This window comes from Parasphingorhabdus sp., from assembly GCF_036568145.1.
Classification (GTDB): Bacteria; Pseudomonadota; Alphaproteobacteria; order Sphingomonadales; family Sphingomonadaceae; genus Parasphingorhabdus.
Window position 1 is genome coordinate 24763 of the sequence record NZ_DATCTC010000015.1, and the last position, 21781, is coordinate 46543.

Annotated in this window: 22 protein-coding genes; 13 read left to right on the forward strand and 9 right to left on the reverse strand. The window is 56.7% G+C overall.

The window, feature by feature from the left end:
• Positions 1–120 precede the first annotated feature (120 nt).
• Complete coding sequence (locus VIN76_RS03795) at positions 121–588, forward strand: YaiI/YqxD family protein (protein ID WP_332040486.1); 468 nt, start codon at positions 121–123, stop codon at positions 586–588.
• Positions 589–829: 241 nt separating this feature from the next.
• Here VIN76_RS03795 and VIN76_RS03800 read toward each other — a convergent pair whose 3' ends face one another.
• Complete coding sequence (locus VIN76_RS03800; protein ID WP_332040487.1) at positions 830–1588, reverse strand: 16S rRNA (uracil(1498)-N(3))-methyltransferase; 759 nt, start codon at positions 1586–1588, stop codon at positions 830–832.
• Between the two features lie 288 nt (positions 1589–1876).
• Here VIN76_RS03800 and ubiA point away from each other — a divergent pair, with 288 nt between their 5' ends.
• The 4 genes from ubiA to VIN76_RS03820 all read left to right on the forward strand — a co-directional run bounded on the left by ubiA (position 1877) and on the right by VIN76_RS03820 (position 6065).
• Positions 1877–2803, forward strand: coding sequence for a 4-hydroxybenzoate octaprenyltransferase (gene ubiA / locus VIN76_RS03805; RefSeq protein ID WP_332040488.1), 927 nt, complete (start codon positions 1877–1879; stop codon positions 2801–2803).
• 120 nt (positions 2804–2923) lie between these two features.
• Positions 2924–3940: an aldo/keto reductase gene (locus VIN76_RS03810; protein ID WP_332040489.1), complete on the forward strand. Its 1017-nt coding sequence runs from the start codon at positions 2924–2926 to the stop codon at positions 3938–3940.
• A gap of 31 nt (positions 3941–3971) precedes the next feature.
• Positions 3972–4907: a nitronate monooxygenase family protein gene (locus VIN76_RS03815; protein ID WP_332040490.1), complete on the forward strand. Its 936-nt coding sequence runs from the start codon at positions 3972–3974 to the stop codon at positions 4905–4907.
• Positions 4908–4928: 21 nt separating this feature from the next.
• Complete coding sequence (locus VIN76_RS03820; RefSeq protein WP_332040491.1) at positions 4929–6065, forward strand: NADH oxidase; 1137 nt, start codon at positions 4929–4931, stop codon at positions 6063–6065.
• Positions 6066–6182: 117 nt separating this feature from the next.
• On the opposite strand, the gene VIN76_RS03825 is transcribed toward VIN76_RS03820, so the two are convergent.
• Complete coding sequence (locus tag VIN76_RS03825) at positions 6183–6593, reverse strand: VOC family protein (RefSeq protein ID WP_332040492.1); 411 nt, start codon at positions 6591–6593, stop codon at positions 6183–6185.
• Between the two features lie 166 nt (positions 6594–6759).
• Here VIN76_RS03825 and soxR point away from each other — a divergent pair, with 166 nt between their 5' ends.
• Complete coding sequence (gene soxR, locus VIN76_RS03830; protein ID WP_332040493.1) at positions 6760–7203, forward strand: redox-sensitive transcriptional activator SoxR; 444 nt, start codon at positions 6760–6762, stop codon at positions 7201–7203.
• Between the two features lie 28 nt (positions 7204–7231).
• Here soxR and smc read toward each other — a convergent pair whose 3' ends face one another.
• The 4 genes from smc to VIN76_RS03850 all read right to left on the reverse strand — a co-directional run bounded on the left by smc (position 7232) and on the right by VIN76_RS03850 (position 13003).
• Positions 7232–10681, reverse strand: coding sequence for a chromosome segregation protein SMC (gene smc / locus VIN76_RS03835; protein ID WP_332040494.1), 3450 nt, complete (start codon positions 10679–10681; stop codon positions 7232–7234).
• A gap of 128 nt (positions 10682–10809) precedes the next feature.
• A complete protein-coding gene (locus VIN76_RS03840; RefSeq protein ID WP_332040495.1) occupies positions 10810–11559 on the reverse strand; it encodes a thioredoxin domain-containing protein in 750 nt (249 codons plus the stop codon).
• Between the two features lie 35 nt (positions 11560–11594).
• Positions 11595–12314, reverse strand: coding sequence for a DsbA family protein (locus VIN76_RS03845; RefSeq protein WP_332040496.1), 720 nt, complete (start codon positions 12312–12314; stop codon positions 11595–11597).
• Positions 12314–13003: a DUF721 domain-containing protein gene (locus tag VIN76_RS03850; RefSeq protein WP_332040497.1), complete on the reverse strand. Its 690-nt coding sequence runs from the start codon at positions 13001–13003 to the stop codon at positions 12314–12316. The genes VIN76_RS03845 and VIN76_RS03850 overlap by 1 nt, the downstream gene beginning before the upstream one ends.
• A gap of 27 nt (positions 13004–13030) precedes the next feature.
• Between VIN76_RS03850 and VIN76_RS03855 the strand changes: the two genes are divergently transcribed.
• From VIN76_RS03855 to nudC, 3 genes are read left to right on the forward strand one after another with little or no spacing between them, the layout of a single operon-like run.
• The gene (locus tag VIN76_RS03855; RefSeq protein WP_332040498.1) at positions 13031–14170 is read left to right on the forward strand and encodes an A/G-specific adenine glycosylase; all 1140 of its coding nucleotides are present in this window, start codon (positions 13031–13033) and stop codon (positions 14168–14170) included.
• A gap of 2 nt (positions 14171–14172) precedes the next feature.
• Positions 14173–15534: a serine hydrolase domain-containing protein gene (locus VIN76_RS03860; protein ID WP_332040499.1), complete on the forward strand. Its 1362-nt coding sequence runs from the start codon at positions 14173–14175 to the stop codon at positions 15532–15534.
• Between the two features lie 36 nt (positions 15535–15570).
• Positions 15571–16500, forward strand: coding sequence for an NAD(+) diphosphatase (gene nudC, locus VIN76_RS03865; RefSeq protein ID WP_332040500.1), 930 nt, complete (start codon positions 15571–15573; stop codon positions 16498–16500).
• A gap of 14 nt (positions 16501–16514) precedes the next feature.
• On the opposite strand, the gene VIN76_RS03870 is transcribed toward nudC, so the two are convergent.
• Positions 16515–16916, reverse strand: coding sequence for a DUF1489 domain-containing protein (locus VIN76_RS03870; protein ID WP_332040586.1), 402 nt, complete (start codon positions 16914–16916; stop codon positions 16515–16517).
• A 45-nt stretch (positions 16917–16961) separates the two neighbouring features.
• Complete coding sequence (locus tag VIN76_RS03875) at positions 16962–17399, reverse strand: host attachment family protein (protein ID WP_332040501.1); 438 nt, start codon at positions 17397–17399, stop codon at positions 16962–16964.
• A gap of 170 nt (positions 17400–17569) precedes the next feature.
• Here VIN76_RS03875 and VIN76_RS03880 point away from each other — a divergent pair, with 170 nt between their 5' ends.
• Complete coding sequence (locus VIN76_RS03880) at positions 17570–18004, forward strand: hypothetical protein (RefSeq protein WP_332040502.1); 435 nt, start codon at positions 17570–17572, stop codon at positions 18002–18004.
• A gap of 298 nt (positions 18005–18302) precedes the next feature.
• Here VIN76_RS03880 and mgtE read toward each other — a convergent pair whose 3' ends face one another.
• On the reverse strand, positions 18303–19712 hold the full coding sequence (gene mgtE / locus VIN76_RS03885; RefSeq protein WP_332040503.1) for a magnesium transporter: 1410 nt from the start codon (positions 19710–19712) through the stop codon (positions 18303–18305).
• A gap of 181 nt (positions 19713–19893) precedes the next feature.
• Between mgtE and VIN76_RS03890 the strand changes: the two genes are divergently transcribed.
• From VIN76_RS03890 to yghU, 3 genes are read left to right on the forward strand one after another with little or no spacing between them, the layout of a single operon-like run.
• Complete coding sequence (locus VIN76_RS03890) at positions 19894–20343, forward strand: peptidylprolyl isomerase (protein ID WP_332040504.1); 450 nt, start codon at positions 19894–19896, stop codon at positions 20341–20343.
• A gap of 38 nt (positions 20344–20381) precedes the next feature.
• A complete protein-coding gene (locus VIN76_RS03895) occupies positions 20382–20822 on the forward strand; it encodes a hypothetical protein (RefSeq protein WP_332040505.1) in 441 nt (146 codons plus the stop codon).
• A gap of 17 nt (positions 20823–20839) precedes the next feature.
• Positions 20840–21736: a glutathione-dependent disulfide-bond oxidoreductase gene (yghU, locus tag VIN76_RS03900; RefSeq protein ID WP_332040506.1), complete on the forward strand. Its 897-nt coding sequence runs from the start codon at positions 20840–20842 to the stop codon at positions 21734–21736.
• Positions 21737–21781 lie beyond the last annotated feature (45 nt).

Sequence of the window (21781 nt, forward strand, 5' to 3'; positions counted from 1 at the left end):
TTTCAAAGGTGACCGCAAGCCCGGAGCTGGCGGTCCTGGCGGCAATAAAAAGCCCCATCGCGGCAAACGGCCCTTTGAAGGCCAAAAAGACCGGGCGCCTAAAAGCGACTAAACCGCCTTATGACTGAAGCGATCCGGATTTTTGTCGATGCTGATGCCTGCCCGGTAAAGGATGAAATTTACCGGGTGGCCTATCGCCATGAAATTCCGGTCAGTGTCGTGAGCAACAGCTATTTTCGCGTGCCGGTCCATCCACTGGTCAGCCGCGTGGTGGTCAGCGATTCGTTCGATGCCGCTGATGATTATATTGCCGGGCGGGCCTCCGCCGGTTCTATCATCATCACGGCGGATATATTGCTGGCCGATCGCTGTATTAAAGCGGGGGCAGTAGTGCTCTCTCCCACGGGCAAGCCGTTTACCGCCGACTCCATCGGCGCGGCGGTGGCCACCCGCGCAATCATGGCGGATTTGCGGGCAGGCATGGGCAGCGAGAATATCGGCGGCCCTCCGCCCTTTGGCAAGAATGACCGGTCGAGATTTCTGTCGGCGCTGGATGCGGTGCTGGTGCGGCTGAAACGCGGTGGATGAACCGACCCTAATACCAACACCTACCTTAGGATAAAAACCACTGTCCTACATTGTCGCACCTATGATACGCACGCACCGGCTCTTTCTCAGCAAGCATATTTAACCCGCGCGTATTTCCCGTTCCGGACGATGGCTGTGACAAATGTTGGATAATCCTGCACAAAAAGCCGGAATTGGCGGAACAAAAGGCTTCCTTGGTGTGAAGTTAGTGAAGTTAGGGCCTATGATGGGCAATCGCCAATCAGCTCCAGTCGCCGCGCCCTGCCATCCACAGGCTGATCGCCGCAACCGCCGCTGTATCCGCACGCAAAATCCGCGGGCCTAGCGATACTGGCACAGATTGCGGCATAGCCCGGATGGCCGCATTCTCGCTATCGGAAAAGCCGCCTTCGGGACCGATCAGGATCGCCGCCGGACCGTCATGCGCGACCAGCGCTTTACGAAAACTGCCTTCGCCGCTTTCATGGATACGCTCATCCGCGAAGAATAAATGGCGGTCCGTGGGCCAGCTTTCCAGCAAGGCCTCCAGCTTCACCAGCGGGTCCAGTTCCGGCAGCGCAGTGCGCTCGCATTGCTCGGCGGCCTCGATCATATGGGCGAGCAATTTATCCGGTTTGACGGGATTATTCTGCGTGCGCTCCGTCTGCACCGGGATCATCTTGGCAACGCCCAGCTCCGTGGCTTTTTCGGCAATCCAGTGATAGCGATCCTTCTTGATCGGCGCGGCGAGCAGCCACAGATCGGGCACGTTTTCGCGCTCCCTGGTCTTTCCGTCGATCATCAGGATCAGGTCCCGTTTGCCTAGCGCCGTAACATGGGCCAGATATTCGCCGGTGCGATTTTCGAACAGTTTAACCGGCTGGCCCTCCCTGATCCGCATGACTTTCAGTAAATAATGCGCCGTGCTGCCCTCCAGCCGGATCTCCGCACCCTCACTGAGTTCGGCATCAACATAAAGTCGAGGAGCGCTGCGAGGCGGATAGGCAGGTGTGGCGGGCATGGCGGTTTCTTTACATGTTTTTTATTAGACCTCAAGCGCCGGGCGCGGGCATCCGCCCGCTTGGCTTTCCTCGCATAAGCTCGGGCGCGCAGTCGCGCTTGCCTCGCTGCGCTCGGATTGGCGCGACCTTGGAGCAACGGTTATGATACTCACCAGACCGAGCGCAGCGAGGCAAGGCCGACCGGCCGCCGCGCCTTATGGCGCGTAGCCAAGGGCGCGGATGCGCCCGCCCGGCGCTTGAGGTTCAAAAATAATGACGCCTTTCAAATGCTGTTCTAAGAGTAAGAAATGCAGACCCAACCAGAAACCCGACCAGAAAATGTCCCAGATGCAGAATATCATGGCCTGACCGGCTTGTTGCCAGCCGCCGCGCGTCCCTATGCGCTACTGGCCCGGTTTGACCGGCCGATTGGCTGGTGGCTGCTATTCTGGCCCTGTGCATGGGGCGTGGCGCTGACTGGCGGGGCGGTGGAGCGTTGGGATCTGATCCTCTGGTTGCTGCTCGGTTCGATCGTGATGCGCGGGGCAGGCTGCGTCCTAAATGACATTGTGGACCGGGACCTGGACAAAAAGGTGGAACGCACCCGTTCAAGGCCACTGGCCAGCGGGGCGGTGTCGGTAAAAGCGGCATGGATATGGTTGATAACATTGTGCCTGATCGGGCTGATTACCTGGTTGCAATTGAACATGACGGCCAAGCTGGTCGCGCTGGGCAGTCTGGCTCTGGTAGCCGCCTATCCGTTTATGAAGCGGATCACGTGGTGGCCGCAAGCATGGTTGGGGATGGTCTTTGCCTGGGGCGCGCTGGTCGGCTGGCTTGCCATTTCGCCGGAATTTTCCACGGCGATGCTGCTGCTCTATGGCGGCGGGATCCTCTGGGTCATCGGCTATGACACCATCTATGCGCTTCAGGACCGGGAGGATGATGCGCTGGTCGGCATCCGTTCCAGCGCGCTTCGGCTGGGTGAGAATGTGCGCTTTGGCGTGCTGGTTTTCTACGCACTGGCAATGGCCAGTTGGGTGGGCGCATTCTGGATCATCCGGCCGGACCTGTTGGGCCTTGCCGCGCTGATCCCGTTTGCGATCCACCTGTTCTGGCAAGTCGCAACGCTCAAAATCGGTGATGGCGATGATGCGCTGGCCAAGTTCCGGTCCAACCGCTTTGCCGGATTGCTCATGTTCCTGGCCTGTCTGGTGCTGGGTCAGGCGGGGTAGGCGCAAGGATACACTACCAAAAAACTGACCCTAAAAATTACATTGCCCCTTGCAACCCATTCAGATTCTGGCATCCTTAAACCCAATAATAAACGTCATAATTTCTTCCGGAGAGTCTGTATGAAGCACCGCCGTCTTGGTCGCAGCCCAATTTATGTGTCTGATATTTGCATGGGAACCATGACCTTTGGCAGCATGGCGGATGAGGCGATGTCCCATAAAATCCTCGACATGTCGCTGGATGCGGGCATCAACTTTTTCGACACGGCAGAAAACTATCCGGTTCCGCCCAAACCGGAATGGGCAGGCGAGACAGAGAATATCGTCGGCCGCTGGATGAAGGGCAAACCCCGCGACAGCCTGATCATCGCGACCAAAGTCTCCGGGCCAAGCCACGGCTGGATAAAATCGGCGCAGCGCGGGGGCATGACTGCGCTGGACCGGCATAATATAGTCCGGGCGCTGGATGAAAGCCTGAAGCGGCTGGGCACGGATTATATCGACCTCTACCAGACCCACTGGCCCGACCATGGCACTGCTTATGATGAAACCATGGAAGTGCTCGACGAGGAAATCCGCAAGGGCAAAATCCGGGCGATCGGCTGTTCCAACGAAACAAGCTGGGGCCTGATGAAATCGCTGGAAGCATCCGAACGTCTGGGCGTCGCACGCTATTGCACGATCCAGAATAATTTCAGCATGAACAACCGCCGGTTCGAGGATGAACTGGCGCAGGTATGCAAGCATGAGGGGGTCAGCCTGCTCCCTTATTCACCCTTGGCAGGGGGCGTGCTTTCGGGGAAATATATTGACGGCGGCCGTCCGGAAGGCGCCCGTTTCTCCGCATATATAGGGATGGAAGGGCGGCAAGCTGCTATGGCGCAGCGTTTCGTCAATGAAAAAACCGAAGCCTCGACCAAGCGTTTCATGGCGATTGCAAAGGAAGCCGGTATCGCGCCGGTAACGCTGGCCACTGCATGGTCGAAACAGCATCAATTTGTGGCCTCTACCATCGTCGGGGCAACCCACACGGATCAACTGGCCGACATATTCGCCGCCAGCGATCTGGTGCTCAGCGATGACGTGATGAAGGCAGTTGATAAGGTGACCAAGGAAATACTTTATCCAATGGGATAACAGGACGTCTACAACGAGGGGAATAAAATTAATGAACCGCTTTCTGGAACATACCGGCGCGAAATATCCGATTGTGCAGGCTCCGATGGGCTGGATCGCCCGGTCACAGCTGGCTTCGGCTGTGTGTAACGCCGGCGGTCTTGGTATTATCGAGACATCATCGGGCGAGACGGAAAACTGCATGGCCGAAATCGCCAGGATGGGCGAACTCACAGATGCGCCATTCGGGGTGAACCTCCCGATCATGTTCCTGAAAGACCCCGCGATCCTCGACCATATTTGCGGCTCGGGTGTAAAGTTCGTCACGACATCGGCGGGAAGTCCGGCCAAATTTATCGGCCCCCTGAAAGAAGCGGGCATCACGGTTTATCATGCGGTTCCCACGGTTGATGCGGCGATGAAATGCGTTGCGGCGGGCATAGACGGCCTGGTTGTCGAAGGCGCAGAAGGCGGCGGTTTCAAAAACCCGGAAGAGGTTTCGACGCTGGTCCTGCTGCAAGCCATTCGCCGCCAAACCGATGTGCCAATGGTCGCGGCGGGCGGTATTGTCGATGGCAAGGGGATGGCGGCGGCTTTCGCACTGGGCGCAGAGGCGATCCAGATGGGCACGCGCTTTGTGTCGAGCGCGGAAAGCCCCGTGCACCAAAACTATAAACAGGCTATACTGGATGCCAGGGAAACCGGAACCCACGTCCTGAATAAAAAGGCGACGCCATGCATCCGCGCCCTTAAGACGCAGCGCACCGCGAAAATATATGAGGAGGGCCTGATGCCGCCGGATATATTCAAGAACATATTGGACCTGTATTTTGGCGGCGATATGGAGGCCGCTGCGGGCCTTGCCGGGCAATCGTCCGGTTTGATTGACGCGGTGAAAACCGCCAAACAGATTATTGACGAAACCATCGCCGAGTTTTTCACGATTACCGAGCGTCTCGGCGCGCTGAGCTCGGCGAAAAGTTTCTAAAAAATAAGAGAGGATGCACTGATGAGCCACGATATTTCCGACGCGAAGCAGCTTTTTTCCACAGTCACCGATGACGGAAAACTCGTTCTTTCGGTGGAGCCTTATGCCGTGCCTGAGCCAGAGGATCATCAGGTCATCGTGCAAATGGAAGCTGTGCCGATCAATCCATCCGACCTCGGCCTGTTGCTCAGCCCGGCCCAGATGGATACGGTGCGGTCCGAAACCATTGACGGAAATCCTGCGCTGGTCGCGGATATTGATCCCGCGATGATGCGCATTTTTGCCGGACGCAAGGGAAAGAAAATGGCCGCCGGTAACGAAGGCGCGGGCAAAGTGGTCGCGGCCGGGGCCAGCGACGCGGCTCAGGCGCTACTGGGCAAAACAGTAACCATTGTTGGCGGGGAAATGTATCGCACCCACCGTGTGATGCCAGCCGGAATGTGCGTGCCCCTTCCCGAAGGCGCACCGGCAAAGGAAGGCGCATCGCTGTTCGTCAATCCGATGACGGCGCAAGGCTTTATCAACACCATGCGGGCCGAGGGGCACGAAGGGTTAGTGCACACAGCCGCCGCGTCCAACCTTGGCCAGATGCTCGCCAAGCTCTGTGTGAAGGACAATATCCCGCTCGTCGCCATTGTGCGGTCAGACGCGCAAAAGAAAATCCTGACCGATCTGGGCGTCACTCATGTGCTCGACAGCACGAAGGATGATTTTATGCCCAGCCTTGTCGATGCTCTGGCGGAAACCGGCGCCACATTGGGCTTTGACGCGATCGGCGGCGGCAAGATGGCCAGTTATATCCTTACCGCCATGGAACAGGCCGCGGCCAAACGCGGCGCGGAGTTCAGCGTTTATGGTTCGACCGTCCACAAACAGGTTTATATTTATGGGCGGCTTGATACCGGCGAAACCATATTGGGCGGCGGGCTTGGCATGTATTGGGGCGTGGGCGGCTGGCTGCTCACCCCGCATCTGGAAAGAGTGGGCATGGAGCGTATGATGGAAATGCGCATGTACGCCGTCAAAGAACGAAACGGCATTTTCCACAGCGAATATTCCAACGAGATTTCATTGATGGACATGATCGACCCCGAAATTGCCAAGGCTTATGAAAAGAAGGCAACCGGGGCGAAGGTGCTGGTGAATCCGAGTTTGTGAGGGTGATGGGGCAGGATTGCCCCGTATCCGTTAGTGGTGAGACTGCCGAAAGGCACTTGCGGATTTGATACCGTCTCACCCCTAGCGGTAATGAGTTCAGCTTCGAGGGCGCAGCGCTTACATATAACTAACCACTTCAAATTCGATGCCGTTCCAGTCGAAAAAATAAAACCGCCGCCCCGGATCATAATCGTCATGGCCAAAGGGTTCCAATCCTGCCGCGATAACTTTTTCCTCCACGCCGTCCAGATCATCGACGGTCATCGCGACATGGTTCATCGGCTGGCCTTTCCGGAAAGTGGGGCCATGGCCATCGTTGGCGGCCTTCACATCCTCATTGGTATAGAGCGCGATATATTGGTCATCACTTCCGACGTGGATCGTGTGGCCACCCAGCATTGATGGCCCCTCCCACCGGATATGCCAGCCAAACAGGTGGCGCATCAGGGCGGCGGACCTCTGTGGGTTGGCGACCGTGATGTTGACATGTTCCAGTTGCGCGGTCGCTGCGGTTGTCGAATCTGTCATTATTCATTTCCTTTTCCTTGATCGTCCGAACATTTGGGACAGGCAGAAATTCCGTTTGGTTTGTGGCCAAAAGACATTCCGGTTTGTCCTCACTTGTGATTCGTACAACCTCAAGTTAGATTGAGGTCAAGAGGATATTTAAAACACTCTATCAATGGGGAATTCTATGCCTGACACCAAATCGCTGACTATTGGAGCGCTGGCCGCGCGGACAGGGTTGTCGGTTTCTGCTATTCGTTTTTACGAGGAAAAGGGGCTGGTCGAACCTTTCCGCTCCAGCGGCGGCCAGCGGCGCTTTTTACGATCGGACATAAGGCGGCTGTCTTTTGTCCTGATCGCGCAGCAGATGGGATTGAGCATCGGGGAGATCGAACAACAGCTTACCAGCCTCCCCCATGGCCGTACACCTACCCAGGCCGACTGGACCCGGATCAGCAAAGCAATGCGCAAGATGATCGACAAACGGATAGCCGAACTGGAACGCACACGCGACCGGCTGGACGGATGTATCGGCTGCGGCTGTCTGAGCCTGAAAAAATGCAAGCTCTACAATCCCGAAGACCGTGCCGGATTAAAGGGGCCGGGACCAAGGCTGGTTTTGGGGGATTAGGGGCCCGCCTATAGTAGAAGCACAACCCTCACTCCGCCGCCAACAATTCTTCCGCGGCATTCAGGTCCACTGACACCAGTTGCGAAATCCCGCGTTCGATCATCGTTACACCGAATAGCCGGTGCATCCGGCTCATCGTCACGGCATTATGGGTCACGATTAGATAGCGGGTGTTGGTTTCTGCCACCATCCTGTCGAGCAAATCGCAGAAGCGTTCGATATTCGCGTCATCAAGCGGCGCATCAACCTCATCTAGGACACAGATCGGGGCCGGATTGGTGAGGAACAGCCCAAAGATCAGCGCGACGGCGGTAAGCGCCTGTTCACCGCCCGAAAGCAATGTCAGCGAGGTCAGCTTTTTGCCCGGGGGCTGCGCCATGATTTCCAGACCGGCTTGCAGCGGATCATCGCTATCAACCAGTTCCAGATGCGCTTGGCCGCCCTCGAATAAGGTGCTGAACAGACGCCGGAAATGCTGGTCCACCTCTTCAAAGGCCGCGAGCAGTCGTTGCCGCCCTTCGCGGTTCAGGCTGCCAATCGAACCGCGCAGCTGGTTGATCGCCTCGTTAAGTTCGTTACTTTCGCGTGTAGATTTTTCCCACTCGGTTTCTAACTCTTCCAGCTCGTCCGCCGCGACCAGATTGACCGGTCCGATGCGCTCGCGGCTTTGTGTCAGCCGCTCCAGTTGCGCGGATTCTGGTCCCGGTTCACCGACTGTCGCTTCGTCAAATTCGCATTTTTGGGACAAAAGCTGCGGCGGACATTCAAACTTCTCACCGGATATCCGACCCATTTCCACCCGGCGAAGGTCCTGGTTCTCGGCCCGTGCAGCGGCGCCGGCGCGTTCTTCGCGGGCTTGGCTCAACGCTTCGCTGGTCGCGGTCAGCCGGTCCTCATGCTCGCGCTGGGCGAGTTCGGCGGTCTGTAGCGCGGCATCTTTTTCCGCAACAATGGCGACCAGAGCGTCCTGTTGCTTCTGTAGCTTGGCGACCTCCACCTCGATAACCCGGGGGCGGTCGGCAAGTTTCTCGACTTCCTCTGCAATTGCGGTGCCGCGCTTGGCCATCTCCGCCATACGGGTAGCAGCTTCGGTAGAGCGGTCTTGCCATGATTTGATTTGCGCGGTGGCGACAGCTTTTTGTTCCCTGATCTGTGCCAGTTTCTGGTTCAGCCCTGACAAGGCAGCCTGCGAAGACATGACCTGTTGCCGCGCCGCATCGCGTTGATCCTGAAGCCGTGCGCGTGTTTTTTGCTGCTCTTCGCCATCAGGTTGGTTGCTGCGCTCTTTCTGCGCCGCTTGCAGTTCCGCCAGTGCGGCCTTTGCCTCGTCTTTCAGAGCACTTTCCCGCTCGGACAGATTGGCGGTGCGTTTTTGCAGCCAGCCGAGCGCTTCTTCGGCCTGGTCCGCTTCGCGCAGCGTCTGGCGCAGTAAATCTTCTGCATCGCGCCGCGCTGTCCGGGCATTGGCAAGCTCTTGTTCGGCGGCAGCGATAGTCTCTTGCTGTTCCTGCAAGGCTGTTTCCGCCGCAGTCACTCTCGCTTGTGCGGGTTCCAGCAAGCCGGAAAGCTCGGTTAGACGATTGGCGCGGACCAGTCGTTCGGCACTGGCATTGCCATCATCGCGGGCCACAAACCCGTCCCAGCGGCGCAGCGCTCCCGATTTGGTGACCAGCCTTTGTCCGACAGCAAGTATCTGATCCGCGTCAGTATCAGCGACAAAAATCTGTGACAGGCGGCGGTGCAATTGCGGCGGTGCTTTAACATGATCCAGCAATGTTTCGGTACCAGCGGGCGCAGAGCCGGAGGCTGTTACGCCTGAAATCATGTGGCCGCTCCCCCAGAAACGATCACCATCTTCTCCGACTGAGGCCAGCAAATCATCTCCCAGAGCCGCCGCCAAAGCGCGTTCATAGCCGGGTGCTGCCTTGACCTGATCGATGGCTTTGTGGTCGCTTTCGCTTTTGGACAGTTCCCGCTCCAGCGCGCCATGCTCGGATGTTAGCCCAGCAAGCTCGGCTTTCAAAGAGGCCAGGTCGGATGCAGCCGCGTCACGCGCTTCGCTGGCGGCTACGCGCTTTTCTTCGATCGCGGCAATCTGAGATCCGCTATTTTCCGCTTGTGTCCACGCCGTTTCCCGCAAAGCTACTGCTTCGGCAAGCGCTGTTTCAAGCTGTTCCTCATCACCCAGTTCCGCGCGTTCCTGTGCCATTCGGTCCAGTTCGGCTGCCAAACGGTCATGGCGTGTCTGCGCCGCACTCAGGGCCGCATTCGCAACCTTGATCTCTGCCTGTATCTGGGCTTCTTCGGCCACAGCTTTGGCATATTCGACCTCGCTGTCGCTGGCGGTGCGTTCGGCTTTCTCGGCCTGCTTTTCAAGGGCAGGGCGCTCGGCCTCCAGCGTCTGCAATTCGGCGGACAGGCGCTTGGTATCTGCCTCCAGCCGCTCCAGAGCATCCATCGCATCGCGGGTAAGCTGATCCTCGCGTGCGTTATCATCCTCTATCCGCTGCGCCTGGGCTTGCAGGTCAAGCAGCCGTGATTTCAGGTTGTCACGTTCGTTGGTCAGGGACAAAAGCCGGTGGCTGGACTCGCTGGCTTCTTCGCGCGCACGGGTCAATTCGGCGCGCAATATGCCCAACGTCCGGGCGCTGTCATTCTGTGCTTTCACTGCCGATTGCTGGGCCGATTGCGCGGCATTAACCTTGGCTTCTGCTGTTTCCGCTTCGGCTTTGGCGGCATCCGCTGCTGCTGCCGCTTCTTTCCAGCGGGCATAGATCAACCGGGCTTCGGCAACCCTGATCTCGTCGCTCAGCTTTTTGTAGCGCTCTGCCTGTTTCGCCTGTCGCCGCAAAGCAGAGGCGCGCTGCTCCATGTCGCCCAATATGTCATCGAGCCGTGCAAGGTTCTTCTCCGCTGCCCGCAATTTCTGTTCGGCATCCTTGCGCCGCACATGCAGACCAGAAATACCGGCGGCTTCTTCCAGCATTTCGCGCCTGTCGGTCGGTTTTGAGGAAATGACATGACTGATCTTGCCCTGACTGACGAGGGCAGGACTATGCGCGCCGGTGGCGGCATCAGCAAAGATCAACGCGACATCCTTGGCCCGCACATCAACGCCATTGGCACGATAAGCCGATCCGGCTCCGCGCTCAATCCGACGGACAATTTCCAGTTCGCTGTCATTATCCCCGACATGGAGCGAGGACACATCGGCCGCTTCCCGCTCGGCATGCAGGGCCACTTCGGCAAATTGCCGTTCCGGACGGTCCTGGGTTCCGGCGAAGATCACATCCTCCATGCCGCCGCCGCGCATGGATTTGGCCGAGTTTTCACCCATGACCCAGCGGATGGCTTCCAGCAGGTTGGATTTGCCGCAGCCATTGGGGCCGACCACACCGGTCAGCCCTTTTTCAATGCGTAATTCAGTGGGATCGACAAAGCTTTTGAAGCCGGACAATTTCAGCTTGGTTATTTGCACGGCACATGACCTGTTGTCACCCGCAGCAACTGTTCAGACCCGCTGCGGGGATGTTCATGGCTGGCCGTGAAAATCAATCCATACAAAATCTCGCCCCTCATCGACAGGCTTCAATCAGCCCGTCCCGCTTACCGGGCTCCTGCTTCTTTCAATGCGGCTTCAACCATCGCCCAGTTGGTGCCTTCAATTTTCTTGCCGTTCAGCAGGAATGTCGGTGTCCCCTGAATGTCATGTTGCTCCACCGCCGTTTGCGTGCCGCTCATCAGTTTTTCGGCGGTTGCTTCCTCGCTAAGGCAGGTTTTGGCCTGATCTTCGGAAATACCAAGTTGCTGGAACAGGCTGATCAAGCCAAGCTCTTCGGCCAGTCTGACAAAACGTACCTTCGGTTCCGACTGCAATACGCTGTTATAGGTCGCTTCGCCCATGCCCTGGGCTTTTGTAAACATCTGTTCCTGATTGCTCAGTGCCTGTTTGGTCAGCGCGAAAAACGGGCCTTCCCCGCCGCAGCGCGATAGCATCGCGGCGGTCAGGTCGAGCGGGTCGCGCACGAAATTGCGGATTTCAAAGCTCACACGGCCCGATTCAACATAGTCATCACGGATCGAATTAAACGCTTCCTCGCCAAATGTGGCGCAGTGCGAGCAGGTGATCGACATATATTCGACCAGTTTGATCGGCGCATCGGGATTACCCATTACATAGCCACCATCCTCGGTTTGCGAGACGGTAGTGGACCATTTCTGGCCTTCCGGGGGCGCAACAGTTTCAACCGCGCTACTGGAGCTTGCACCATTTTCGGCTTCCGCCCCGTCGCCGCAGCCGGTGAGGGCCAGTGCAAGAGCCATTGTTACGGATGTAAAATAAAGTGATTTAGACATAGATAATTTCCTGAAAGTCTTATGATTTTTGATATTCATTTCGGTAGTGCCGTCAATATTGGCCGCAGATTATCCCAGCTATGAACGCGGTCAACCGTCTTGTTGTTAATGGTAAAACTGGGCGTTCCTGTCAGCTTCAGTGTCTCGGCGGCATATTTTGTCATGGCGAGAACCGTGTCCTGTGCTTTCTGGTCGGCTAAACAGGTATCGACCTGCCCGGCTGAAAACCCGCGCTTTTGCATTACGCCGTAAAAGCCAGCAGCCTTGGCAATTTTTTTGATCCGTTCGGGCACTGTGCCTTCGTCAAATCCTTTCATCACTTCCGGAGAGGAAGTCTGAAGGGTTTTCATCCAGCTTGCCTGTGATGATAATAGCGCCCGGTGATTGCCGAAAAACTTTGTCCGTCCGCCGCAGCGCGCCACGATGGCCGCAGTCAGATCGATGGAATTGAGGACAAGGTTGCGGACTTCAAAGCTGACATGCCCGTTTTTAACAAAGCCGGATTTTAGCGGAGCATTCGCTTCCATTTCAAACTTGGCGCAGTGGCTGCATGTATAGCTCATATATTCGGTGAGACGGTGCTTTGCCAAAGGGTTGCCCATTATGTGACCGCCCTTGTCAGACATGGTGACACGCTGGGTCCAATCCGTGCTTTGGGTGCTGCTTTGCGCTGTTGCAGGCGTAGTCGCAATAGCGGCAACTCCCGCTGCTGCGCCTGTTGCTGCAATGGCAAGATATATGCTTGCGAATTTCATTACTGGTCCTTTTCCGTTGTCGGCTTCCGCTTGCCGCCGCCGACTTTTCCCAACACGGTAATTGGCGTCGGCCTGTCTATTTGCGGAGCGCCTTCCGACTTGGCAATAGCCGTTGCCAGCGATTCAAGCACCCTGTTCAATTCCGGGTCGCCTATGTCGCGCAGGCTGTCGCCCAATTCTATCGGCGCGGGTTTCAGCGAAGGCGGCAATGGTGCAAGGCGTGCAGGGCGTAGATTTCCTGTATTTTTAGTATCTTTGGCCGGATTTACAGTCCCGTGTTTGAACCGCATCTGACTGATCGCGCCATAGCCGAAAAAGCGGTTCACGCGCTCGATTATTTCGGGTGCAATATGTTGCATCAGGGTTGCGTGCGCGCCTGAAACCAGCAAATTCAGTGTCCCGCCCTCTTTTTCGCCGCGTGGGAAGCGGATTGATTCGGGCAGCGAGACACCCGCATAGCGCTCACCGACAATTTCCGGCCAGCGGCTGACCACAGAGCTTTGGATGAAACCATAGCGACGAAAGGCAGCCCGACCGATTTCCGGCATCAGGTCGGAAATACTGCGTGCTTCACCGCCGCGGGGGCGTTGATATTTGTGAAATTTTCGGGCCGAAGTGGCTTTGGCAGCAGGCCTTCCTGCGCTCTTGCGCTTTGGCTTTGTGCCATCGGGACTATTTTCCTTCGCCATAGCGTTTTACCATGGCATAGACACCCTATGGGCGTCGACAAAATAACCGGTGAAGCGCGCAATATCACCGCCAAAATCAGTGAACATTATGTGGATAACGCCCGAAAGCTGCCGTGGCGCATTCCGCCCCAGCTATCGGCAAGCGGGATATTGCCCGATCCCTATCATGTCTGGCTGTCCGAAGTGATGTTGCAGCAGACGACGGTGGCTGCGGTTATCGCCTATTTCAAAACATTCACCGCACGCTGGCCAACAGCTGCGGATCTGGCGGCGGCGGAGGAAACGGAAGTGCTCGCGGCATGGGCGGGGCTTGGCTATTATGCGCGGGCGCGCAACCTGCATAAATGCGCGCGCCATGTGGCCGGGGCGCTGGGCGGCAGCTTTCCGGAGCGGGAGACGGAATTGCTGAAACTACCCGGTGTGGGTGCCTATACGGCGGCGGCGATTGCGGCAATTGCCTTTGGTCGGCGCGCCGTGGTGGTGGATGCGAATATCGAGCGGTTGGCGGCGCGGCTGTTTGCGATTGCCACACCCTTGCCGGGCGGCAAGGCAGATATTCGCTCGGCCATGGATGCACTGACGCCGGAAGTTGGCGCTGGTGATTTTGCCCAGGCCTGTATGGATATTGGCGCCACTATCTGCACCGCCAAATCACCCAAATGCGGGATATGTCCTGTGCAGATGCATTGTGCGGCTTATGCACAGGGGGATCAGGAATCCTATCCGGTAAAGCCGCCGAAAAAGGCCAAGCCTTTGCGTAAGGGACGGTTTTTCTGGATAGAGCAGGGCGGGCAATTATTGCTTGTGACCCGTCCGTCAAAGGGCATGCTGGGTTCGATGCGCGCTTTGCCCGATGATGGATGGGCGGCAAGCACGAATGGCCATGGCGAGCCGCCGCTAAACGGTGATTGGCAAGTTCACGAGAATGTCGTTCAGCACAGCTTCACGCATTTTTCGCTTGAGGTTGATGTGGCAGTTTATCAAGGTGACATGATTGCCATAAACAAATGCGACAATGATAAATGTGGCAATGATAAAAATGACAAGGGCCAAGCCGGGTTGGGGAACGCGATCTGGTGGCCGATAGACGGGATTGAGGATGCGGGCCTACCGACGCTGTTTACAAAAGCGGTGCGATGGGCGGTTAAACGAAAACGGGAGGTGTGACTATGGTGACAGACAAGATGGCGGATAAGGCGGTTCCTTCGGGATTCAGCCGCCGTTCGGTTCTTGGCGTAATTGGTGCCAGCATTGGCGCAGGCGCCTTTCTGGGCAATGCTCACACAGCATTTGCACGCTCACTGCTTGCGTCTGCCAGTCAATTTCCCGGCCTTACCAAAATTATCAACGATTATGTCGCGCAGCGGAAAGTGGCGGGTATGCTGGCCGCCATAGGCATGAGCCAATCCGATCCGATGGTGATTACGGCGGGAACGCACAAGCTGGGCGGTGACAAACCGGTGAACATAGATACGCTCTGGCGGCTTTATTCGCAGACAAAGCCGGTGACGGGCATGGCGGTCATGATGCTGATCGAGGACGGCCTTTTGAAGCTGGACCAGCCGCTTGCGTCGATCCTGCCCGAATTTTCCGCCATGCGCGTGCTGAAAAATCCCGATGGGCCTCTTGATGACACGGTTCCTGCGCGCACACAGATTACCATCCGCCATTTGCTGACCCATACGGCGGGTCTGGGCTACTCAATCGTCAGCAAGGGACCGATCCAAAAGGCTTATTTTGCCGAAGGCATCACGCCGGGCGCGATCAGCCGGACCCCGGTTCCCGGCTTTGAATCAGGAATGCCGACACCGGATATTGCCACATTTTCCAAAAATCTTGCCGCGCTGCCACTAGTATATGAACCGGGCACGCGTTGGAGCTATTCGGTCAGTCTCGACCTTTTGGGCTATGTCGTGGAGACTGTGTCGGGCCTGCCACTGGATAAGTTTTTGCAAAAACGCATGTTCGATCCGCTGGGCATGAAAGATACTTTCTTTCAGTTACCTGCTGCCCGGGTGAAGGATTTTACCGACAATTACTTCTCCTTCAAAGGTGTTCTGATCCCGATTGATCCGGCGGAAAACAGCATCTATCTCGACAAGCCCGCTTTTGCCTATGGCGGTGCGGGGCTGGTTGGGTCGGCAGCGGACTATGACAAGTTTCTCACCATGTTGCTTGGTTTCGGGACATATCGCGGCACTACGATCATGCAGCCGGGAACCGCGAAACTCGGCATGTCCAACCTGCTGCCACCGAGTGTGGATTTGAAGGGAAGCTGGATCGCGCATCACGGATTTGGTGCTGGCGGGCGTGTAGGGCTTGGCACAGAGAAAAGCCCGGCAGGAACCTATGGCTGGGGCGGCGCTGCGGGAACATCGGCTTTTGTCGATACCGTCAATGACTTTCGTGCTGGCGGCTATACGCAATATATGCCGGCCATCAGCTATCCGTTCCAGAGCGATTTTCCGAATTATGTTTATGCAGATTTGATGCAGCAAATGGCAGCGGGCGAGGCCAAAACCAGCCCGTGAGCCGGAAAGTAAATAAAAGAATATAGGAAACGAATAATGACTATCCACGAGAATTTAACAGGCAGCCTTAGCGGCATCATTCCGACTTTTGCAGGCGGGACGATGGACCGTGCGGATCAGGTGCGGGTCAACCCGGCGCGGCTCAAGGAAGAGATGATGCGGCCCAATGCGCGCCTGTTAAAGCTGGACGGGCTGAACCCCGTTTTTGATGCGATGGGCGATCTTGCATGGGGTGGGCTTTATGAGGCGTCGCCGGACAATGACCTGCTGCTATTGGGAATAGATGATGGCGGGCGGCCCTGTTTTGCCGAGCTGACCGGCGCGGGCACTGCGACTTCGACGGGGGATCAGCGCTTGTGGCAGTCACTCAGCTTTTTACCGCCGGAGCAGGCGGGCGTCTATGCCACGGCGCGCAGTCTGGTCGACTGGCATGCGCGGCACCGCTTTTGCGCAAATTGCGGGCAGGTGACGGAGTCACGCAAAGGCGGCTGGTCAAGGACGTGCACAAGGGAAGAGGGGGGCTGCGGCGCGGAGCATTTCCCCCGCACCGACCCGGTTGCGATCATGCTGGCAGAATGCGAGGGCAAGATTTTGCTTGGCCGCCAAGCCCGCTTCCCGACCAAGCGGTTTTCGGCGCTGGCCGGTTTTATCGAGCCGGGCGAAAGTATCGAAGGCGGCGTTGCGCGCGAATTGTGGGAAGAGGCGGGCATCAAGGTCCGAAACGTGCGCTATATCGCCAGTCAGCCCTGGCCGTTCCCGTCATCGCTGATGATGGCCTGCACCAGCGAAACGGATGATCCGACGCTGACCCTGGACGAGGAAGAGATCGAGGAAGCGGCTTGGTTCTCTCTGGACGAGGTGAAGGCCGCGATGAATGGTGACGAGGACGCCAAGTTCATCGCGCCGCCGCCATTTGCGATTGCGTATAACCTGATTAAAAACTGGCTGGACGAGCAGGACGCCTGACCGGCCAGGCACTTCTAGACCAGACCCAGTTTGGATAGCTCGCCCAGCATTTCCGCGGGCATTTCGTCCGTGCCTTCTGCGCCTTCGCCCAGATCGGGGGGAGCGTCTTGCTCTTCCAGATAGCGCCAGCCTTGATGCGCGCGGCGGGGGATGGTCTGTACTGCGATCAGTCTGGGTTCCAGCCGTATCCATTGCCGCCCTGCGCCATTGTCCATGAACCCGATGAGCGGACTGCGCCCGACAATGGTTTTCGCGTGTATCCAGTAAAGCGAACCGCCCACCATTTCGGCATGGCGTTTGGGCAGATACCGGGTGGTAAGCCGCGCTTCACCAGCCTGCCTGTGCGATTCCAGCCAAGCCCGCAAGGTGGCGGGGCTTTCGCTGCGATAGGCGATTTTGGTCATGTTTAGCGGCATGGCATCCATGTGTGACCCACGACCGGATTAGTCAAGCGGGCGCGATTATTGCTTTTGCAGCAGCTTCTCAATCTCGTCGAGCGGATGGTTCGTCCAGTCCTTGTCGACCTCTCCGCACAACCTGTCGAGCACCTCGACGTGCAGATGCTGCCGCAATTCGCCAAGCGTATTCGGGGTGGCCACGATGATCAGGTCGGAAAAATCATTGTCATAAGCCCGCTTGTAAAGACGGTCGGATATATCCGCAGCGAAGCGGTCCTTGGCCAGTTCGTGCCAGTCGGTATCGTCAACCGCGCTTCTGTGATCGCCGTTGTCGAACATTCGACCGGGCCGATTGGCGGCTTGTTCGCGGTTGGGGGGATTATCCTGTTCCTGTTTTCTTTCGACTTGCAGGTTGGGATATTTTTCGTCTCCCTCGTTGCGCAGGAATAGCGCTTTTTCGCCATCGGCGATCAGGACAAGGGCATCGCTGGGAATGTGCATGAGGTTTTACTCTCCTTTTCTATCGGTTTGAGTGGCCTTTCCATGTCAACGCACCGCCTGGGAAAAGGCTCCGGACATTTTTATGAAATATATTATTGCAAATCATTCGCAATATCAATATCCCATGGATGGGCGAAGAGGCAAAGCAAGTCAGAAAAAAGGAGAAATCAATGGGTGTCTGGTCAGGTCAGCTTGGAAAACTATTAACACCAATGCCGGATTTAATGTCTCTGCCTAGCGCAGAAGCGCGGATCATCATAGCTATCCGCGTTGCGGTGGCGAGCCAGAAAGCCTTTCGTGATGCGCGGCCTTTTTTACGGGAACGTCTGGGTAGCGATCTGGCGGTGAGCCGGTTCCTGATCATGATCGAATCGATTGGCGGCGCCTGGCCGGAAGCGGTTAAAATAGGCCGCGCCTGTTGTCCGCACAGCATGCCAGACGAGATATTGCTGCTCAGCATGTTGCGGCATGTGGTGGAGGGCGACCGGCCGCGCTTTGATGCTTTGACCCGCGAGATGATCGGCGATAGCGGACGGGATCGTATTTATACGGATATGGAGAATTTCGCGGCTGTTTATGGAACAGAGAAGAGGGGTTTTAATTAAACCTCAGGCGGGGGGATTTTTTATTAGACCTCAGGCGCCGGGCGCGGGCATCCGCCCGCTTGGCTTTCCTCGCATAAGCTCGGGCGCGCGGTCGCGCGGTCGCGCTTGCCGACGCTGCGCGCCGGACTGGCGCTCCCATTACGCGACAGTTATGACACTCACCTGACCGACGCGAAGCGGAGGCAAGGCCGACCGGCCGCCGCGCCTTATGGCGCGTAGCCAAGGGCGCGGATGCGCCCGCCCGGCGCCTGAGGTCTAATAAAAAATCCCCGCGCCCGGCGCTTGAGGTCTAAAAAAACTAAAGCGAAACCATCCCGCTGAGCACAGCCAGACCAAGGAACGCCAAAAAGCCCATCGTGTCGGTTATCATCGTCACGAATACGGAGGAGGCCAGGGCAGGGTCCTGATTCATCCTTTCCAGCGTGACCGGAACCACTATCCCTGCAAAACCGGCGACAAGGATGTTAATCACCATCGCCGCCGCGATCACACTGCCCAGCATGATGTTGGAAAATATCAGCCCGGTACCAAGGCCGACCAGTATCGCGATAGTCCCGCCGTTCAGCAGCGCAATACGGAACTCGCGCCCGATAATCCGTCTGGTATTGGAACGCGTCAGCTCGTTCATCGCCAGCGCGCGCACCGATACCGCCATAGTCTGGGTTCCTGCATTGCCGCCAATGGATGCGACAATCGGCATCAATATCGCCAGCGCCACCATCTTTTCAATCGCCCCGCCAAAAATCGCAATGACCAGACTGACGGCCATCGCGGTAACAAGATTGGCGATCAGCCAGCGGACGCGCGCTATATAACTGTCCCTGATCGGCTCGTTAATATCGCCTTCACCCGCACCGGATAGCAGCAACACGTCTTCGCTGGCTTCATCTTCGATAATGTGCAGAACGTCATCAACCGTAATCATACCGATCAACCGGCCGTCTTCGTTGACCACCGCGGCAGAGATAAGATTATATTTCTGGAACCGGATAGCGACTTCTTCCTGATCCATATCGACGGGGATCAGGGTCTGTTCCCGCTTCATGATATCGGAGACCGCAATGTCCCGGGGAACGCGCAATATCCAGCTTAGCTGGCACGTACCGACCGGCTTGTGCGCGGGATCGACGACATAAACTTCCCAAAATTCGGTAGTAAGATCATTATGCTCGCGCAAATAGTCGATCAGCTGCCCGACATTCAGATGTTCCGGCACGGCGACCAGATCGCGCTGCATGATCCGGCCAGCAGATTTTTCCGGATAGGTCAGCGCGCTTTCGATAACCGCGCGGTCTTCCGGTTCCAGCTCGGCGAGCACGGCTTGTTGTTCGGCCTTGTTCAAATCCTCGATGATTGAAACCGCGTCGTCGGTATCAAGCTGTTCGGTCAGGTCGGCAATCTGGCCGGGATCGAGCACGCCGATCAAATCGTCGCGCACATATTCGTTCATTTCCGACAACACATCGGCGCTGACCAGATCGCCAAGGGCGTTGGCTAACGGCGCGCGCTCTTCACGGCCGATCAGCTCGAACAGGTCGGCAATGTCCGCGTTGTGCAGCGGGTTGACCAGTTCCTGCGCCAGATTATTGTCGCCACTGTCAACCGCAACGGAAACCAGCCGGACAAATTCGTCGGTCAGGCGGTTATCTTCATCGTGGCTGGGCGGTGCAGCATCTTCTATTTCCGGAGCTTCAGTCATATCGGCCATGTCGATGCTCCCTTTTTTCGGCTTTGCTGCGTCACATATCGCGGGGTTTGTAATAGCTGTAACGCCCTAATTGCAATCTTTTGTGAAATTTATCGCATGCAGCGGGTGATTTTTGGAAACAGCGCGCTTATATGCAGGGCCATAAGATTGATAACCCAAACACAACTATAAGGAATAAAGCATGGCGCACGAAAAAATGACACTCCACCTTGATACAGGTGATGTTGAAATCAAACTGCGTCCTGATCTGGCGCCCGGCCATGTCCAGCGGATTACCGAACTTGCCGCAGAAGGTTTTTATGACGGCGTAGTCTTCCACCGCGTGATTGACGGTTTCATGGCGCAAGGCGGTGACCCCACCGGCACCGGCATGTCCGGATCCGACAAGCCGGATATTCCGGCAGAATTCAGCCAGGAACGCCATGCCCGCGGCGTATGCTCCATGGCTCGTACGATGGACCCGAACAGCGCGAACAGCCAGTTTTTCATCTGTCTTGACGATGCCAGCTTCCTTGACGGACAATATACGGTCTGGGGCGAAGTGACGAGCGGCATGGAAGCTGTTGACGCGCTGCCCAAGGGCGAACCACCAGCAAATCCCGGCTCGATCAAAAGCATTACGCTTGGCTAAGCCAGACATTTGTTTCTGTGATTCAGTAAAATCATATAGTGAAAACCGCCTTCCTCTCCGGCCTTGCATGGACCAGCCTGTTGCTGGCATCTTGCTCGGCCGGGGATCAGGACGCCGGTAACAGTGATAATGCCGGGGCCATGACCATTGACCCCGCGAGCATTGACCCGGCGGCTGCCGAAACCGGTTATCTTGCACAGATGCAGGGTGACTGGACATCCGATGAGGATGCCAGAAACACCATAAGCATAAGGGGTAGCCGCTTTCAGTCTTTCACTGATGGTGCCTTGCAAGATGATGTGCCGATCATTTTCGTGGACAGTTGCAAAACCCTTGTCCCCGATATGGCTGGAAAAACATTTGTTCTGCAGGGTAAAGAAAAACAGACCTGCTACCTGATCTATTCCGTGTCAGAAGATAAGCTAAATTATATTGAAAGTAGCCGCGGAAGAACGTCGCGGTTCACACGAGAGAAATAGCTGATTTGGAGATGAGCATGACCGACAAACTCGCTGAATATGTCCCGCCCGCAATCTGGAAATGGGATAGTAAAAATGGCGGCCGTTTTGCGAATATCAACCGCCCGGTTGCAGGAGCCACCCATGACAAGAAATTGCCGGTCGGCAAGCATCCCTTCCAGCTCTATTCGCTGGGGACGCCCAATGGCGTAAAAGTCACCATCATGTTGGAAGAGCTGTTGGAAGCGGGCGTGACTGCGGCGGAATATGACGCATGGCTTATCAATATCAACGATGGCGACCAGTTTGGCAGCGGCTTTGTGGACATTAACCCGAACAGCAAGATTCCGGCGATGATGGATCATAGCACCACACCGCCAACCCGGCTTTTTGAATCCGGTTCGATGCTGGTCTATCTTGCTGAAAAATTTCAAAAGTTTCTGCCCACCGATCATTGGAAACGCACAGAGGCGATGAACTGGATGTTCTGGCAAATGGGCAGCGCACCTTTCCTTGGCGGCGGTTTCGGGCACTTCTATGCTTATGCTCCCGAAAAATTCGAATATCCCATCAACCGCTATGCGATGGAAGCAAAGCGGCAGATGGATGTGCTGGACCGCCATCTGGACTCCCATGAATATTTTGCTGGCGACGAATATAGTATCGCGGATATGGCGATATTCCCGTGGTATGGCGGTATGGCCAGCGGAACATTATATGACGCTGGCGAGTTTCTTCAGGTGCAGGATTATAAAAACCTGCAACGCTGGACCAAGCAGATTAACGACCGCCCGGCGGTCAAGCGCGGCAAGATGGTCAACCGCAGCTTTGGCGAGCCGGAGACACAGCTTCACGAGCGCCACGACGCCAGCGATTTTGAAACCAATACCCAGGACAAAAGAATTGCCCGCGGTGAGGTTGAGGCACCGGAATAATAGGTCTGGATTAAGCGCGAAACCTTCCGCTGTCCGATGCCGATC